The sequence below is a fragment of the Aphanothece sacrum FPU1 genome (assembly GCF_003864295.1).
Lineage (GTDB): Bacteria > Cyanobacteriota > Cyanobacteriia > Cyanobacteriales > Microcystaceae > Aphanothece_B > Aphanothece_B sacrum.
This window is the reverse complement of record NZ_BDQK01000013.1, coordinates 97,491-114,838: the sequence shown is the minus strand read 5'-3', so window position 1 is coordinate 114,838 and position 17,348 is coordinate 97,491. Positions and strand designations below refer to the sequence as shown.

Below are 17,348 nucleotides of genomic sequence, written 5' to 3'. Positions count from 1 at the left end.
TGGTGCTAAAACTATTATTGTGTAAGGGTTTAAGACCTTTTTACCAAGTATATATTCTTTCATTGTTCTGTTTACAACTATTAGCAGGAATAAAATTTTATGTCCGATTTTTCACCTTTGTCTCGTCGTAACTTTCTAGTAACAGCCTCTATGTCGGCAGCTAGTGCAGTGTTATTAAAAGGATGTTTAGGGAATCCTCCCGAACCCACAGGCAACAATTCACCAACCTCAACCCCATCTCCGGTAGGTTCTCCCTCAACTTTAACCCCCGAAACCACCCCTGAAACCCCAAGCGCAAAATTAGGCTTTATTCCCATTTTTGAGGCTGCACCTTTGATTATTGCCAATGAAAAGGGCTTTTTCGACAAATATGGCATGACTCAAGTAGATGTCTCCAAACAAGCGAACTGGGGATCAGCAAGAGATAACGTAGAAATCGGGTCTGCTGCCGGGGGTATTGATGGGGGACAATGGCAAATGCCTATGCCTTACCTCATTTCTGAGGGGTTGATCACTAAAAATAATGTCAAAATTCCTATGTATGTGTTAGCCATGCTAAACACTCAAGGAAATGGCATTGCGATCGCCAAAACTCAAGAAGGCAAAGGCATTGGTTTAGATGTCAGCAAAGCCAAAGATTATATTGTCGGCCTAAAAACAGCAGGTAAACCTTTTAGGGCCGCCTATACCTTCCCCAAAGCGAACCAAGATTTTTGGATTCGTTATTGGTTAGCCGCAGGTGGTATTGACCCCGATAAAGAAGTTAACCTACTAACTGTCCCCGCGGCCCAAACTGTGGCCAACATGAAGACGGGAAGTATGGAAGCATTTAGTACAGGAGATCCTTGGCCTGCTCGTATTGTAGGAGACGGTATTGGATTTATGGCTGCCTTGACCTCACAAATTTGGGCGTTTCATCCTGAAGAATATTTTGCTATGCGTGGTGACTGGGTTGATAAAAATCCCAAAGCAACTAAAGCTTTATTAAAAGGAATTATGGAGGCACAACAATGGTGTGATGTGGAAGCAAACCGTCCCGAAATGGCTAAGATTTTAGGTGGGGCCAAATATTTTAATATTCCGGTTGATGTTCTTGAACCAATGTTGCTAGGAACTTATATTATGGGTGATGGACAACCAGAAATTAAAGACTTCCAAAAAGCAGCTATGTATTGGAAATCTCCCCGTGGTAGTATTTCTTTCCCCTATAAGAGTCTTGACCTTTGGTTCTTAACAGAAAGTGTACGTTGGGGTTTCTTACCTCCTACTACTTTAGATGACAATGCTAAGGCATTAATTGGTAAAGTTAATCGTTCTGATATTTGGAAAGAAGCGGCCAAAGAAGCGGGTATTCCTGATGCGGATATTCCTACCAGTGATTCTCGTGGAGTTGAGAAGTTCTTTGATGGCAAAGAATTTAATCCAGATGATCCCAAGGCCTATCTAAAGAGTCTGGCAATTAAAAAAGTTTAATTCAGCACTTTAACAAGTTTTCATCTATAAACAACTAACTAATTGAGGAGCAATCAAAATGGCAACTACGGTTAATACTAGAGGTAAAAATGGCAATAGTTCTTTTGCTAAATGGTGGAAAAAGAACTCTCAAAATATTTTGCCTCCCATTGTAGGAATTTTAGGTTTCTTATTTGTGTGGCAAATCTCTTCAAATATTGGATTAATTAAGTTACCACCTCCGAGTGATCTCTGGTTTAATGAACGTACTCGTACTTATTTACTATATCCCTTTTTTAATCGTGGGGGAACCGATGTAGGATTGTTTTGGCAATCTTTGGCTAGTTTACAAAGGGTATTAATTGGCTATACTTTAGCTGCGGTTGTGGGTATTTCTGCAGGAGTGTTTGTCGGGTTAAATAGTTTTGCTAATAAAGCATTAGATCCCTTATTTCAATTTTTAAGAACTGTTCCTCCTTTAGCATGGGTTCCCATTGCCTTAGCCGCTTTACAACAAAACCAACCTGCTGCACTTTTCGTAATTTTTATTACCGCAGTTTGGCCCATCTTAATTAATACGGCTGTAGGAGTTCAACAAATTCCTCAAGATTACATTAATGTTCGTAAAGTTCTCCAACTTTCTCAGAAAAAATTCTTCTTTAAGATTCTGATTCCTTCTGCACTTCCTTACATTTTCACCGGATTGAGAATTGCTATCGGTTTAGCTTGGTTAGCGATTATTGCAGCAGAGATTGTTATGTCTGGTATTGTTGGAATTGGTTTCTTTATCTGGGATTCTTACCAAAATAACTACATCAGTGACATCATTTTAGCCCTGATTTATATCGGTGCAATTGGTTTAGTTCTTGACCGTTTTATGGGTTGGCTACAAACTTTAATTTCTCCTGGTGAATAACTAAATATGTGGGTTGAGTTAAGGTCACGAAACCCAACCTACTCATTTTACATAGTAATTAAGAGGTAAAAATCATGGGTGTTTTTGTTGCAGCAGACAGTATTGATAAAGTCTTTCCTTTAATTGGTGGCGGTGAATATATTGCTCTTCAAGGGATTGATTTAGAGATAAAAAAAGGAGAATTTATTTCTCTAATTGGTCACTCAGGTTGTGGTAAATCAACCCTTTTAAATATGATTGCTGGACTAGATTTACCCAGTGAAGGAGTTGTTACCTTAGAAGGACAAAAAATCAAAAGTCCTGGCCCCGATAAGATGGTAATCTTTCAAAATTATTCCCTCTTACCTTGGTTAACCGTTCATCAAAATATTGCCCTAGCTGTTGATGAAGTAATGGGAGACTATCCCATCGCAGAACGCAAAGAAATCATTGAACAACACATCAAATTAGTGGGTTTAGGTCATGCAGTTGATAAATATCCCAAACAACTATCAGGAGGGATGAAACAACGGGTAGCTATCGCCCGCGCCCTCTCTATTCGCCCTAAATTATTGTTGCTTGATGAACCTTTTGGTGCTTTAGATGCCTTAACCAGAGGCAATTTACAAGAACAATTAATGAAGATTTGTGAAGAATACAAAATCACCTCCGTCATGGTGACTCATGATGTAGATGAAGCCGTCTTACTTTCAGATCGCATTGTTATGTTAACCAATGGGCCAAAATCAAAAATAGGCGGTATTTTAGAAGTTGATATACCCCGTCCCCGTCAACGGATGGAAGTAGTAAACCATCCCAGTTATTATAGTCTTCGCAGTGAGATTATTTACTTCCTCAACCAACAGAAACGTATTAAAAAAATACGGGCCAAAAAGATAGAAACTATCGCCCGTCATGGCTTAGAAAAAGTCAATTTAGAAATCGGGTTTGTACCTCTTACCGCTTGCGCCCCCTTAATAGTTGCCCAAGAACGGGGTTTTTTCACCAAACATGGCTTAGATGAGCTAAATTTAGTCCGTGAAAGCAGTTGGCGAGGCATTGTGGATGGGATGGCAGGTGGTTACTTAGATGGGGCCCAAATGCCTGCAGGAATGCCCACCTGGTTAACCGCAGGAGGACATCTAGAAACCCCCTTACCTATTGTTTCGGGTTTAACCATGACCCGCAATGGAAACGGTATCACGTTAGGCAAGTCCTTTTATGAACAAGGAATCCACACTGTCAACGACTTAAGACGGATGTTACTCGAATCTACCGAAAAACGTCATATTTTCGGCATGGTTCACCCTTCTTCTACCCATAACATTCTCCTGCGCTATTGGTTAGCCGCAGGGGGCATCGATCCCGATAAAGATGTTCATCTCGAAACCATTCCCCCTGCCCAAATGGTGGCGGATCTCAAAGCGGGAACCATTGACGGTTACTGTGTAGGTGAACCCTGGAATATGCGGGCCGCAATGGAAGGTGTCGGGTTTACTGTAGCCACAGACTTAGAAATTTGGCAAGGACATCCTGGTAAAGTCTTAGGAGTACGAGAAGACTGGGCTAATAACTACCCCAATAGTCATATTGCCTTGGTTAAAGCGTTATTAGAAGCCTGTAAATATTGCGCTGATAAGGCTAACCATGAAGATATTCGCCAATTATTAGCTGGTCGTCAATATCTTAGTACGAACCCAGAATATATTCAACTCGGCGATCCTAATGACTATAGTTGTAATCTGGAAAAATCCGTCGAATATGCCCATCATATGTTCTTTGGGGAAGGAATGAATCGTCCCAGTCGCACAGAACATTTATGGATGATGACACAAATGGCGCGATGGGGTCATATTCCCTTCCCTCGTAACTGGGTGGAAATTTTAGAACGGGTGTGTCGTGTTGGTGTCTTTAGTACTGCAGCAAGAGAGTTAGGAATGGGTGATATTAAGTATCGTCGTGAACCCATTAAATTGTTTGATGGTATACTTTTTGATGCGGAAGATCCTATTAGTTATCTCAATGAATTAAAAATTAAACAGAACTTTACGATGGCTGAAGTTCATCTTGATGGGATTAAAACTCCTATTGCTGTTGCGGCTTAATGTTTGTAGTGGAATGATACAGTTAAAATAGGGCATTAGCTGTCACAGGTGCGAGTGGTCAATCAAAGGGTTAATTTAATTAATTTAGCCAAAAACACCCCCGAAGCAATCTCTAGATCTCTTGCAACATTTTAAATGTGCCAGTCCAGTAGGTTGGGTCGAAGTAATAAGACCCAACAGATCCACACAGGTTGGGTAACATTCATCAACCCAACCTACACTTAATAACTGACCAAGGAGAAAAAAATGCAAATGATTCAATCTAATGCCCCTAAAACTCTCGACCTGAAACCTCAATCTGGTATGAATAGTAATCTCTCTGTTATTATCGAAAACGTCAGCAAAGTTTATCCTACTCCTAAAGGGCCTTATACGGTATTAAAAGATGTTAATTTAACGGTTAAAGATGGAGAATTTATCTGTGTTATTGGCCATTCTGGCTGTGGAAAATCGACCCTTTTAAATATGGTTTCAGGGTTTGCTACTCCCACAGATGGATCAGTTTTAGTCAATGGTAAACCTGTTACCAAACCTGGCCCCGATCGCATGGTTGTATTCCAAAATTATGCGTTACTTCCTTGGTTAACCGTATTTGAAAATGTCTATTTAGCGGTGGATGCAGTGAGTCCTGACAAGCGAGAAGCAGAAAAACGGACTATTGTAAGGGATCATTTAGCAATGGTGGGTTTAACGGAAGCAGAAACCAAGAAACCGACTCAAATTTCTGGGGGGATGAAACAACGGGTTTCTATTGCGCGGGCCTTAGCCATTCGGCCAGAAGTGTTAGTCTTAGATGAACCTTTTGGGGCGTTAGATGCTATTACTAAAGAGGAATTACAGGAAGAATTGCTACAAATTTGGAATGATCACCGTTGTACTGTGTTAATGATCACCCATGATATTGATGAAGCGTTATTCCTCGCTGATCGTCTGGTTATGATGACTAATGGCCCTGCTGCTGCTATTGGAGAAATTATGACTATTCCCTTCCCTCGTCCCCGTGACCGCGATCGCATTATGGAAGATCCCCAATATTACGATTTACGTAACCATGCGTTAGATTTCCTCTATAATCGTTTTGCCCATGATGATGATGCAGCGTAATTATTGTTAGTCATTAGTAGGGTGCATCATCTTTTGTGATGCACTTTATTATAAAACTGACTTGTTATAACGAAAGAGTGTATCTTAACGCTTGATCTATTTCTTCAGTTGACAAGTAGCCAATAACACGATAAATTGCTGGAAGTTTAACAGTAGCCAAATTATCGGTCATTACTACCGAATTGGCTAATAATCCAGAGTTTTGTCCGTTTAAAGAATCAAGCAAAATAGTAACACGACTTGGGTGATTAGCGCGAGACAATTGACTGGTAATCATTGCAATAATTACTTGCGATAAACCTGTATTTAGATCGTCGGCTTGTACAATAAGAGCAGGTCGTGTTTTAGCGGTGGTTAAATCAGAATTAGTAAATAGTACAAGAACGACATCACCGCGCTTTAAGGTTGGCTCTGTTTTGTTCATAATTATCATAAATGCTCATTTCTGGACTATTCCAATCATCTGCAAAAGTTGTTAAATTAGCTCGTAGATTTGCTGCATCTTCTCGATTAATTCCTTTGGAGACTAAATCAATTTCCTTAGCTGAGATAAAAGTCACAATTACCTGTGTTTCTTCTGCGAGATCAGGAGGTTGTTCGCTTAGTTGAATCTGGCCATCTCGATAGATTCCAGTAACGCTAAATAACATAGGATGTATTTTTTTGGGATGTTTTAATCGATATTAAATCTTGTTATTTATCATAACTCAATATTGAATTAAGCATGATGATGGTGCGTTACATTTCATTAACCCACCCTACAAGATCCGCGATCGCATTAGCATGAGTAATTTTCCCAGTGTTAAAGCAAAAGACTTTATCAAAGTGATTGAAAAATTAGGGTTTGATTTTGACCGTCAAAAGGGAAGTCATGCAATTTATAAAAATAATCAAGACACCTCGATTTAGATATAAATTTAATTTTGTTTTATTAAGTAAACCATAAGAAAAAATTATTAACAAAACTTAATAAAGTCTGATACAATATTCCCAGCAATCTAAAAAATCGTTTTTTGATATAAAAACATGATAACCGCCCAATTTCCTTGGTTGACGGCAATTATCGCATTACCACTTCTTGGTGCCTGTGGTATTCCCTTATTGCCAGATAAAGATGGTAAGTTAGTCCGTTGGTATGCATTAGGAGTAGGTCTTGCGGATTTCATCTTAATGTGCTATGCCTTTTGGACAAATTACGATATAAGTAACTCCAGTTTTCAACTTGCTGAAAAATACCCTTGGTTGCCTCAAATTGGACTAAGTTGGGCCGTTTCCGTCGATGGCATCTCAATGCCCCTGGTTCTCTTAGCGGGACTGGTAACAACCCTTTCGATCTTTGCGGCTTGGCAAGTAGATCGCAGGCCCAAATTATTTTATGTTTTAATGTTGCTGTTATATTCAGCCCAAATAGGCGTATTTGTCGCTCAAGACTTACTGTTACTCTTTATTATGTGGGAATTGGAGTTAGTTCCAGTCTATCTCCTGGTTTCCATCTGGGGAGGTCAAAAACGACGTTATGCAGCCATGAAATTCCTACTCTACACGGCAGCCGCGTCCATCTTCATTTTAATCGCCGCCTTAGCTATGGGAATCTATGGAGGTGGTCAAATGACCTTCGATATAGTGGAACTAGCGACTAAAAACTATCCTTTAGCCCTAGAATTACCGCTTTATGCCGGACTATTAATCGCCTTTGGCGTTAAATTAGCCATTTTCCCCCTTCATACTTGGTTGCCCGATGCCCACGGGGAAGCTTCCTCGCCCGTTTCCATGATTCTGGCGGGAGTATTACTAAAAATGGGAGCCTATGGATTAATTCGTCTGAACTTAGAAATGCTTCCCGAAGCTCATGTCTATTTTGCTCCCATCTTAGTTATTTTGGGAGTAATTAACATTGTTTACGGCGGTTTTGCCTCATTTGCCCAATCCAACATGAAACGCCGTCTGGCCTACTCCTCCGTGTCTCACATGGGGTTTGTTTTGCTCGGTATTGCCTCTTTTAGCGATATTGGTATCAGTGGTGCGATGTTGCAGTTAATTTCCCATGGGTTAATTGCAGCCTTGTTATTTTTCCTTGCGGGTGTCACTTATGATCGCACCCATACGATGTTTTTAGACGAAATGGGCGATATTGGACAAATAATGCCCAAAGTCTTTGCCCTCTTTACCATCGGTGCTATGGCTTCTCTAGCACTACCTGGAATGAGTGGTTTTGCCAGTGAAATTTCGGTTTTCGTCGGAGTAACGAGCGGTGATGTTTATAGCTCTATTTTCCGCACCGTTACCGTGTTTTTAGCGGCGGTAGGACTGATTTTGACCCCCATCTATCTGCTGTCGATGCTACGGCAATTGTTCTATGGTTCGGATAAGGCCTTAACCTGCGGATTGGTCGATACCCAATCTTTCAACGAGGAAGAAAAAGCGGTATGTTTTGGAAATAGTTGTGTTTTACCAACAGAAGCAGATTATAGTGATGCCAAACCCCGTGAACTCTTAATTGCTTTTAGTTTCATCGTCTTAATTATTGGCATTGGTTTCTATCCCAAGTTCTTTACCCAAATGTATGATGTGAAGACAGTGGCGATTAATGCTCAGGTTCGTCACTCCTATGAACAAATTGCTGAAATTAATCCTGATGTTTATGCCTTTTCCCCCAAAATTCAAGAAGTGTCTGAATTAGCATCAAGTTTAGATCTGTCTCATTAATCGGTTAATTAGGGCAGAATGATCATTATAACCATTTTGCCCATGACCATGATGCTGCTCCCAGAAAATGCGATCGCAGATTTCGTAGTTTGGGTTGAGGATGGTTTACAAATTAATAGAGGTAATATCTGTAATAGATTAACAGAAAATGAATCAAAAATATCGAACATTGAGCAAAAAGCTAAACTTGAAATTGCAACAAAATTGATAAAAGAAGGCTTAAGTATTGAACAAATTGCCAGAGTTTTAAACCTTCCCTTAAAATTAGTAAAAGAGCAAGTTGAGAAAGATGAATAATTTAGCGATCGCTGACGAGTGTAGAGTGCATTAACGTGAGTGTAATGCAGCCAATCTATTTTAAGGAGATGCACTCTATTTTGAATGAGGTATAATGGGGTAAACTAATCAAGAAATTATCAACGATGAAACAAATTATCAAAAATCTTAAAGTATCAGAGATTCCTGATGTAATTGCTCAGTTAGGATTATCTCCAGAACAAAAAGTTGATTTAACCATTGAAGAAACATCAGATGATCTGCTCTCAATTATGGATAAAATAGGCGCAAAAGCTCAAGCTCAAGGTTTAACAGAAGAAAAACTACAAGAGTTATTAGCTGATGAATCTTAATCGAGTTGTTATAGATACTAATGTCTTTATTAGTGCCTTATTAAATCCCAATGGAACACCGAGAAAAGTCATTAATTTAGCGGTTAATCAATGTGTTATCCTTCAAAGTCAGGTAACTTATCAAGAGTTAGAGACAAGACTAAGTAAAAAGAAATTTGATAAATACTTAAGCAAAAAGGACGGGGTGACTTTTTTAGAATCTCTGATAAAAAAGAGTTTATTTATTGAAATTACTCACAAAACAGTGATTTGCTCTGATGCAGATGATAATAAATTCCTAGAGTTAGCCGTATCGGGAATTGCGGATTATCTTATAACAGGAGATAATGATCTTTTAAAGATAAAAAACTATCAAGATATTCCTATTATTACCCCTATTAGTTTTCTTAATCTTGTTGAAAATAACTAATCTGTAAGTGATCGCTTCTCTTGATAGGATGGATTAGCGAAGTGTAATGCGCTATGCTAAAATAGAGCAGTTAAGACTTTTAAGAAGGAGTAATCTATTTTTCCAACCGTTGAACAGTGTATAAGTTGTGTTCAAGTTTGTCTTGACTTAACAGGATTTTATATTCCTGTTTATTTAGTAAGATTAGATGAACGAGATCACCAATTAGTTATTCTAGCAGGAGAAGAACTAGAAATAACTATTGATCCTGATGGAAACTGGAGATTTTTAACATGAAACCGAATTTTAAAACAATGGATAAAGCTGAATTAAGAGCTTATGTTTTACAGAATAGAGAAGATAAAGAAGCATTTTATGCTTTAATGGATCGATTAGAAACAAATGCACCAACAAAAAGTTATCCTTGTCCTAATACTCCCGAAAATTTGGAAGTAATGAAACAAGCTATTAGAGAAAAATTAGAAAATAGGGAACCTTAAACCGTAAACTAGGAATGGCCGTACTTGGTAGAACAGCAAAAATATCATGTCAGATTCTAATATCCAACCCAAAACTCCCTTGGAAATTCGAGAAATTCAAGAACTAGCGATCACAATCTCCGCTAAAACCCTTAATCCGACCATGCTCTCTCAAGAGTTTCTGCAACAGACGGGTATTATTCCTAGTGATTGGGAATTAGCTAAACAACCCGTTTTAGGGACTAATATGTCTCAAGTGACCTTCCAAAATGGGGTCAGTATCGTTGCTCAACCCCGTACCATTACTTTTATGGAAGCGATTGGGGCTAAAGATACCAGTGAACTCAAAATTCCCATGGTAGCGCGTCAATATGGGGAAAGACTTCCTAATGCGGAGTACCAAGTCTTATCCATTAGTCCTAAAACCCTGATTCCTTTTCCAGTTGGTGACGATGCAGCTAGACAATATATTACTAAAAATCTCTTGACCCCTGGCCCTTGGCAAGAGTTCGGTAAAGCTCCTGTACAAGCAGGACTTAATCTCTTGTATCAACTCGATCGCTGTCAATTTAGTCTAGCGATTAATGAGGCAAAAATCCAAATGCCTGATCAATCTTCTATTGCTGCTCTCTTATTTGCGGGGAATTTTAATTATAATCTAGAAAATAGTAGTCCATCAGAACGATTACAACAGTTGAGTCAAGGAATTAATGAGTGGCAATCAGATCTTAATGCTTTTCAAGATATTGTACATCAGCGATTTTTAGGACAACAGCAAGAACAGGAATCTGTTTTTCCTTCCAGCATAACTTCCTAATTTAAGGTAGGGTGGGCAATGCCCACCTAATCAACTATTATTAAATATTAGTTAAAATAATTAGAACAGTAGGTTCATTTAGACTAATGATCTTTAACTCAATAGATTTTCTGATCTTTTTTGTAATTGTCTATTCTCTGTATTGTCTTCTGCCCTTTCGCTGGCAAAACAGGATGCTTTTAGTAGCAAGTTATATTTTTTATGGATGGTGGGATGTACGATTCTTATTTCTAATTATTTTATCCACCAGTTTCGATTTTTCTAGTGGCTTGATGATTAAGGAAGGTAGACTTACAAACCAGCAAAGGCTTTTGCCTTCAATGGTGGTCATTATGGCGGCCTTAGCTTTCATAACAATTCGTTGGGAAGCGGTTGAATTAAGTTTACATCCGCTCAAATTATCAATTCAATGGGGACAAATTTTGCCCAACCAACTATCGAGTTGGGGAGTGTTAATTAGCACCTTAGTAGCTGTTATTCTTGCTAATTGTTTATATCCTCGTCTTACTAGATTAAATCTTACTACTCGTCCAAAGTTTTGTTTAATATTAAGTGTTTGTGGTAATTTAGGATTATTAGGATTTTTTAAATATTTTAACTTTTTTATTGGCAGCATTTCTAGCATTATTCAGTCTTTTGGTGCTGAACCTGATTTTGTCTACTTACACGTAATTCTTCCGGTTGGAATATCTTTTTATACTTTCCAATCCATGAGCTATACAATTGATATTTATCGTCAAAAATTAGAACCAACCAAACATTTTTTTGATTTTGCTTTATTAGTTTCATTTTTTCCTCAATTGGTAGCTGGGCCAATTGAAAGAGCATCTCACTTATTGCCTCAACTAACAAAACCTCGTCATTTACAATTTGAGCAATCAACTAGAGGATTATTTTTAATTTTATTTGGCTTATTTAAAAAAGTAGCAATTGCTGATAGTATTGCTAAGTCAGTTAATGCTATTTATAATACTAGGGGTTCAGTTTCTTGGGCAGATATAGTCTTGGCCACACTTTTATTTACAGCCCAAATTTATTGTGATTTTTCGGGTTATACAGACATTGCTAGAGGAGTTGCTAAAATTTTGGGTGTGGAATTAATGACTAACTTTAATTTACCTTACTTCTCTAAAACTGCTAGTGAATTTTGGCAACGTTGGCATATTAGCTTATCTACTTGGTTACGAGATTATCTATACATTCCTCTTGGTGGTAATAGAAAAGGAGAATTAAGAACGTATATAAATTTAATGATTACCATGATCTTAGGAGGGCTTTGGCATGGAGCCGCTTGGAATTTCGTATTTTGGGGACTATATCAAGGAATTTTACTTTGCCTGTATCGTTATCTAGAAAATAAATTGTCTATAAAAGGATTTTCTCCCTTTTGGAATTCAGTCTTAGCTACTTTCTTTTTCTTTATTTTGACTTGTTATGGATGGCTTTTATTTAGAGCTAATTCTTTAGAACAAGTAGTTAGTTTTACCACTATTTTAATAACTAATGTCGGTGATTTTAATCTCTCAATTCCCAAACCTTCTTTAAGTGGATTATTAGGGTTACCTGTTTTGATTATTTATGAAATTATCGAGAATTATTTTAATAATACTCACTTTTACCTTCGTTTCCGTCCAGTGGTAAAAGGGGCTTTTTATGCTATCTTAATGACAATGATTTTAATGGGAGTTAGTAATGAGCCTCAACAATTTATTTATTTTCAATTCTAAATCAAAACAAATTTCTCCTGTTACGAATGCTCTCAGAACAGTTTTCTGGTTTATCTTTTTTCTAATTCTGTTAGATACTATTTTAAATCTTCTGTTCCCCTACCCTTCCGATCCGTTAGATGTTTCTCCGTCTCAGTTAAGCAGATATTTTGATTATGGACGTTCTGTTGAAGCCAAAGTGAGAAGACAAATTGGCCCTACAGATCAGACGAGTTCTCCTTTATCGAGAGCTGGTTGGCTAAACTCAGATGAAAGAAAAACTTTGCCCACACAGCCAGATTCAGGGTCTACATTGCTATTAGCTACCTATGGAATGTCTTTTTCTAGCCAAGTCAGTGAAGCTGTTAAAGAAATCGATCCTCATGTTAGTTTAAGATTAATCGCAGGACCCACAGCCCCACCTAATTTTTCCTTTACTGCCTACAATTTAGATAGAAAAAAACATAATGCTGATGTGGTTATTCTAGGAGTTTTAGCTTCTAGTCTTTCTGGGATGGATGCTATTACTGGAATGAATTGGAATCCTGACGTTCCCCCTTCTTATACTTTTCCTAAATATTATATAAAAGATGGAAATTTAAAAAGTATTTCGCCTGAAATTAATTCTTTAGAAGAACTAAGAAAAGCTCTTAAAGATAAACAGAAGTGGCAAAAATTTGTTGCTCAAATGTCAACTTATGACCGATTCTTTAATTCCTTTATTTTTACCCATAATGTTCTAGATCATTCTTCGATGATCCGTTTAATTCGCCGAGGGTGGCAACAAAAACATATAGAAAGTATAACCAATAAAATTCATACTGCCAAAGGCTTTAATCCAAAGTGGGATCAAATTCCGGTTTTAAAAGCGATTATTAAAGAATTTACAAACACAGCAAAAGCAGATGGAAGAGTCCCAATTGTTCTTTTGTTAAATGACCAAAAATATGATGATCACTTATTCAAAATTTTGCAGACAACATTGGAAGAAAATAATATTATTTATGTAAGTAGCCACAAAATTGCGCCTGCTACTAACTTAAAAAACTTTGTTGGGGATGGGCATTTTACCAAAGAAGCTAATCTTAAGATAGCTCAAGAGGTTCTTAACGTGATTAATAAGAATTTAGCCAAACCCATTCTATAACTAAAATAAGCCAAAATAGGAAAGCTCCGACTACTTATTTAATAAAAGTAAATAATTGATAAGGTGGGCATTACCCACCCCATTAATTATCAATTAAACTCCTAAATATTCCTCTACAACACTGACTAAATACTCAACCCAATAGGTAGCATCTTCAGCTTTTTCGGATTCTACCATCACCCGAATTAAGGGTTCCGTTCCCGACGGACGTACCAAAATACGACCCGTATTGCCCATTGCTTGTTCTGCTTGGGCGATCGCAATTTGTAAGGGTTGGCATTCTTGCCAATAACGACGACTTTCGCTACTCTCCACCCGTATATTGCGTAAAATTTGGGGATAGGTCTGAAAACTATCTTTAACTAATTCTCTTAAAGATATCCCTGACTGACGCACCAATGCCGCTAAATGTAACGCCGTTTGCACCCCATCACCCGACACCCCAAAATGATGACAGATAATGTGTCCTGACTGTTCACCCCCAAGCATGGCACCAGTTTCCCACATTTGGGCTTGAACATGGCGATCGCCGACTGCCGTTCTGACAAATTTACCGCCTAATTGTTCCCAGGCCCGTTCAAACCCTAAATTGGCCATCACAGTCCCAATTAACAAATTATACGGTAATTGACCCCGTTCTAACAGGGATTTACCCCATAAATACAAGATATAATCCCCATCAATCATCTTACCTGTTGAATCAACCGCCATGACTCGATCTGCATCTCCATCAAAGGCAAACCCCATGTCAGCTTGATGTTCCATGACCGCTTGTTGTAGTAAATTCAGATGAGTTGAGCCACAATTGACATTAATGCGATCGCCGTCTGCTTGATCGTGTAAACAAATGACCTCTGCACCTAACTTTTTAAAGATAGCAGGGGCCACATTCACCGATGCACCCCAAGCTAAATCTAATACTATCCGCATTCCCGTTAAATCCCCATTTTCTGGGAGATTTTGTTCTAGAAATTGGCAGTAAGTGTCTACATAAGACGGTACATAAGAGATTTTACCCCAAACACTCATATCATCGCCACTAAGGGTTAATTCACCCCGTAACCCATCTTCTATCTGTTGCGGTAGGGTAGAGGATAATTTAGTTCCTTGATCGTTAAAAAACTTAATACCGTTATCTTCGGGAGGGTTATGACTTGCAGAAATCATAATACCACCGATGGCTTGACTAATACGGGTCAGATAAGCGACACAGGGAGTGGGACATAACCCCAAGTACCATACTTCCAATCCAGCCGAGTTTAAGCCAGAAGCCATGGCCATTGCCAGCATATCACTAGAATTACGAGAATCTTGACCAATAATAATGGGCCCCAAGGTGGGGCTATTAGCTTTTAAAATTTGTCCTGCCCAAAATCCTAATTGAAGGGCAAAGGGGGCAGTTAATAAGTCTCCAGCTTTGCCACGAATGCCGTCAGTGCCAAATAAAGGGGTATTAGGTAGGGGGATAAACTGTGGCAGTAACCCTGGCTTCAAGGGCAATTCAGAACGATTTAGACGACTTTTGTTAGGGGATAAGGATGTGACCATTTTTTGTATTTCCTCACAACACACTCACCCTTACAGGATATACCCTTACTGTGAATTTGCAGCAGAATGAGCTTTCATTAGACTATTAAACGTTGATTGCTTTCCAAATGTTCCGGCCTCTCAAATTTAGCTTATGGTGTTTCTCCCAACCAATGAGGTGCATTCTAATTTATTTTCTGTAGTTCTAAAAGAAAGGAATTGATGATAGTTTTACCTTGCTAGAATAAAATTAGCTTCACAATTGGTATTATTATGATTTGTTAAGGACAATATAAAAAAAATTGGAGAGAATTGGCTGAAGGTTTTCGAGAGAATAATAGGGTAAAATTATCACTAGGAATGGATTTCAACTTAGGCGATTGGTTCACTATGAGCATTTATTCAAAGATTAATTTTGCTATTATTGATACAATATAAAATCTAATAATCCCATCAATCGTTCTCCTCAATAAAACTTTCCTGAAAACTCAACTGAATTATGATTCCTGATACTGTCTCCCTTGATATCTCACACCAACAGCTAAATCTCAGCACAATTCGTCCCATTGCTGCCTCAGAAATTCATGGAATCGCTTTCCAAGGGGCTATATTATGGGCTATTGACACCAAAAATGGCTATTTATTGAAAATTGATCCCTTAACCCATAATACTCAAATTGTTAATCAAGAACATTGGGAAGATTTTATTGGGGTAACAGGTTTAGCGATCGCGGATGATAAATTCTGGTTTACTTCACAACAAAATATTTATTATTGTTCTCTCAATGATCAAACGTTTACCCCTGAATTATTTACCCGATTATCTTATCCTGCTAATGGGATGGCAATTTGGGAATCAACGGTGTATATTTCTTGTCAAAAAACAGGGCATATTTTAGTTTTTAATGGGGAAACAAAACAACAAATTACCCGTTTATATGCTCCTGGAATTGGCATTGAAAATTTAACCATCCGAGGGGAAGAATTATGGGTTAGTGATAGTTTAGAACAGACAGTTTATTGTCTTGATCGGGCTACGGGAAAAATTCGTTTTAGTGTATTAACTCCCTTTGAGTATCCCACAGGATTAGGATTTTATAAACATCCACAAACTGGAGAAGATGTTTTATATGTTGCTTATGTTAACTCAGAACCCTACATCCGAGATAATCCTAATGCTGATCCCAACCACGAATTATTATATCGTACTCGTACTTTTATCCACCCCCTTTATTTTGCTTATCATTCTGAAGGTAACTATGCCCTTTCTAATGGTTATCTAGTGGAGATGTCTTATGTGGAAGAACTTGCCCCACTTGATGTGGTAGAATTGCAAGATTTAGAATGGCGTATTGCCCTGCCTGCTGATACCCATCGGCAAAAAGTCAGAAAAATTGAACCCGTTGGTTTACCCTTTACAGAAGTTGTTGAAAATGGGCAACGAATCGCTGTTTTTAAGTTTGATACTCTCACCCCTAATACTCGTTGTATTTTTGGTTGGAAAGTATTATTAGAAGTTTGGAGTATTAAATATCGTTTAACTCCAAAAGATTGTGAAAATATTCCAGATTTGTCTCAAGAATATTGCGATCGCTATTTAGTTGATAATGATGATTTAGCGATGCACACTGATATTATTCAACGTGCAGCGGCCGAAGCGGCCGAACGAGAAACTAATCTCCTGAGAAAAGTTTATAGTATTCGTAATTATGTCTATGATCGTCTTTCTTATGGCATTAAACCTCATATTGATACCCCTGATATTGCCTTAAGACGGGGTGTAGGTTCCTGTGGAGAATATGTGGGAGTTTTACTAGCTTTATTTCGTTTAAACGGCATTGCTTGTCGTACAGTGGGACGTTATAAGTGTCCATCTTCTCCCCTGACTCGTAATCTTCCTTTAGAACCGGATTACAATCATGTTTGGCTAGAGTTTTATATTCCTAGTATTGGTTGGTTGCCGATGGAGTCTAACCCTGATGATATTATTGAAGGTGGGCCCTATCCAACAAGATTTTTTATGGGTTTAGCTTGGTATCATGCAGAGATGGCTAAAGATACACCCTTTGAACGTTTAGTGATTAACGGTTCTATTTTAAATAAACAACAAGTCTCTATTGGTTCTGTTGCTATTAATCATGTCAGATTTACTATTCTAGAGGAATTAAATCCAGCGAAAAATATACAAGTATCAATGGATAGTTGAAAATTGGTTAATTAAGTTTAAAACCACTACTGGACTGGCAAATCTAAAATGTTGCAAGAGATTGTTTGTTGGGTTTCGTGCCTCAACCCAACAAACCAAATCCTAATACACCAAATTAGCAACATGGCGATCGCCGCTCAGAAACTGGGATAATTATTCAAGTTCAACCTTCATACTGGCTTTGATT

The 17,348-nt window shown here is 38.1% G+C and carries 18 protein-coding genes; 15 read left to right on the top strand and 3 right to left on the bottom strand.

Annotated elements, in window-relative coordinates:
• Positions 1 to 99: 99 nt before the first annotated feature.
• The 4 genes from AsFPU1_RS11085 to AsFPU1_RS11070 all read left to right on the top strand — a co-directional run bounded on the left by AsFPU1_RS11085 (position 100) and on the right by AsFPU1_RS11070 (position 5,556).
• On the top strand, positions 100 to 1,473 hold the full coding sequence (locus AsFPU1_RS11085) for a CmpA/NrtA family ABC transporter substrate-binding protein (protein WP_124970487.1): 1,374 nt from the start codon (positions 100 to 102) through the stop codon (positions 1,471 to 1,473).
• A gap of 58 nt (positions 1,474 to 1,531) precedes the next feature.
• On the top strand, positions 1,532 to 2,368 hold the full coding sequence (gene ntrB, locus AsFPU1_RS11080; protein ID WP_124970484.1) for a nitrate ABC transporter permease: 837 nt from the start codon (positions 1,532 to 1,534) through the stop codon (positions 2,366 to 2,368).
• Positions 2,369 to 2,442: 74 nt separating this feature from the next.
• Entirely contained in the window at positions 2,443 to 4,452 is a 2,010-nt protein-coding gene (locus tag AsFPU1_RS11075) for an ABC transporter ATP-binding/substrate-binding protein (protein WP_124970481.1), read from the top strand.
• Between the two features lie 303 nt (positions 4,453 to 4,755).
• Positions 4,756 to 5,556, top strand: a complete 801-nt coding sequence (locus tag AsFPU1_RS11070) for a nitrate ABC transporter ATP-binding protein (protein ID WP_172957409.1) — start codon at positions 4,756 to 4,758, stop codon at positions 5,554 to 5,556.
• A 64-nt stretch (positions 5,557 to 5,620) separates the two neighbouring features.
• Here AsFPU1_RS11070 and AsFPU1_RS11065 read toward each other — a convergent pair whose 3' ends face one another.
• Positions 5,621 to 5,980, bottom strand: coding sequence for a type II toxin-antitoxin system PemK/MazF family toxin (locus AsFPU1_RS11065; RefSeq protein WP_172957403.1), 360 nt, complete (start codon positions 5,978 to 5,980; stop codon positions 5,621 to 5,623).
• The gene (locus tag AsFPU1_RS11060) at positions 5,946 to 6,206 is read right to left on the bottom strand and encodes a hypothetical protein (protein ID WP_124970472.1); all 261 of its coding nucleotides are present in this window, start codon (positions 6,204 to 6,206) and stop codon (positions 5,946 to 5,948) included. Before AsFPU1_RS11060 ends, AsFPU1_RS11065 begins: the two co-directional genes overlap by 35 nt.
• A 133-nt stretch (positions 6,207 to 6,339) precedes the next feature.
• Between AsFPU1_RS11060 and AsFPU1_RS11055 the strand changes: the two genes are divergently transcribed.
• From AsFPU1_RS11055 to AsFPU1_RS11010, 10 genes are all read left to right on the top strand, one after another.
• A complete protein-coding gene (locus AsFPU1_RS11055) occupies positions 6,340 to 6,465 on the top strand; it encodes a type II toxin-antitoxin system HicA family toxin (RefSeq protein ID WP_227873337.1) in 126 nt (41 codons plus the stop codon).
• Positions 6,466 to 6,582: 117 nt separating this feature from the next.
• Positions 6,583 to 8,262, top strand: coding sequence for an NAD(P)H-quinone oxidoreductase subunit 4 (locus AsFPU1_RS11050; protein WP_124970469.1), 1,680 nt, complete (start codon positions 6,583 to 6,585; stop codon positions 8,260 to 8,262).
• Between the two features lie 18 nt (positions 8,263 to 8,280).
• Complete coding sequence (locus tag AsFPU1_RS11045; protein WP_124970466.1) at positions 8,281 to 8,559, top strand: hypothetical protein; 279 nt, start codon at positions 8,281 to 8,283, stop codon at positions 8,557 to 8,559.
• A gap of 125 nt (positions 8,560 to 8,684) precedes the next feature.
• Positions 8,685 to 8,891, top strand: coding sequence for a hypothetical protein (locus AsFPU1_RS11040; RefSeq protein WP_124970462.1), 207 nt, complete (start codon positions 8,685 to 8,687; stop codon positions 8,889 to 8,891).
• Positions 8,881 to 9,300: a putative toxin-antitoxin system toxin component, PIN family gene (locus AsFPU1_RS11035; protein WP_124970459.1), complete on the top strand. Its 420-nt coding sequence runs from the start codon at positions 8,881 to 8,883 to the stop codon at positions 9,298 to 9,300. The genes AsFPU1_RS11040 and AsFPU1_RS11035 overlap by 11 nt, the downstream gene beginning before the upstream one ends.
• A 96-nt stretch (positions 9,301 to 9,396) precedes the next feature.
• Positions 9,397 to 9,576, top strand: a complete 180-nt coding sequence (locus AsFPU1_RS23545; protein ID WP_124970711.1) for a DUF6888 family protein — start codon at positions 9,397 to 9,399, stop codon at positions 9,574 to 9,576.
• Complete coding sequence (locus AsFPU1_RS11025; RefSeq protein ID WP_124970456.1) at positions 9,573 to 9,779, top strand: DUF6887 family protein; 207 nt, start codon at positions 9,573 to 9,575, stop codon at positions 9,777 to 9,779. The genes AsFPU1_RS23545 and AsFPU1_RS11025 overlap by 4 nt, the downstream gene beginning before the upstream one ends.
• 46 nt (positions 9,780 to 9,825) lie before the next feature.
• The gene (locus AsFPU1_RS11020) at positions 9,826 to 10,575 is read left to right on the top strand and encodes a hypothetical protein (protein ID WP_124970453.1); all 750 of its coding nucleotides are present in this window, start codon (positions 9,826 to 9,828) and stop codon (positions 10,573 to 10,575) included.
• Between the two features lie 86 nt (positions 10,576 to 10,661).
• The gene (locus AsFPU1_RS11015) at positions 10,662 to 12,302 is read left to right on the top strand and encodes an MBOAT family O-acyltransferase (protein ID WP_125061106.1); all 1,641 of its coding nucleotides are present in this window, start codon (positions 10,662 to 10,664) and stop codon (positions 12,300 to 12,302) included.
• A complete protein-coding gene (locus tag AsFPU1_RS11010) occupies positions 12,268 to 13,428 on the top strand; it encodes a hypothetical protein (protein WP_124970444.1) in 1,161 nt (386 codons plus the stop codon). Before AsFPU1_RS11015 ends, AsFPU1_RS11010 begins: the two co-directional genes overlap by 35 nt.
• A gap of 93 nt (positions 13,429 to 13,521) precedes the next feature.
• Here the strand turns inward: AsFPU1_RS11010 and glmM are convergent, their stop codons facing one another.
• Positions 13,522 to 14,976 carry a phosphoglucosamine mutase gene (glmM, locus tag AsFPU1_RS11005; protein ID WP_124970441.1) on the bottom strand — a complete coding sequence of 485 codons (1,455 nt, stop codon included), beginning with the start codon at positions 14,974 to 14,976 and terminating at the stop codon, positions 13,522 to 13,524.
• Positions 14,977 to 15,454: 478 nt separating this feature from the next.
• Here glmM and AsFPU1_RS11000 point away from each other — a divergent pair, with 478 nt between their 5' ends.
• Complete coding sequence (locus AsFPU1_RS11000) at positions 15,455 to 17,161, top strand: transglutaminase-like domain-containing protein (protein WP_124970438.1); 1,707 nt, start codon at positions 15,455 to 15,457, stop codon at positions 17,159 to 17,161.
• Positions 17,162 to 17,348 lie beyond the last annotated feature (187 nt).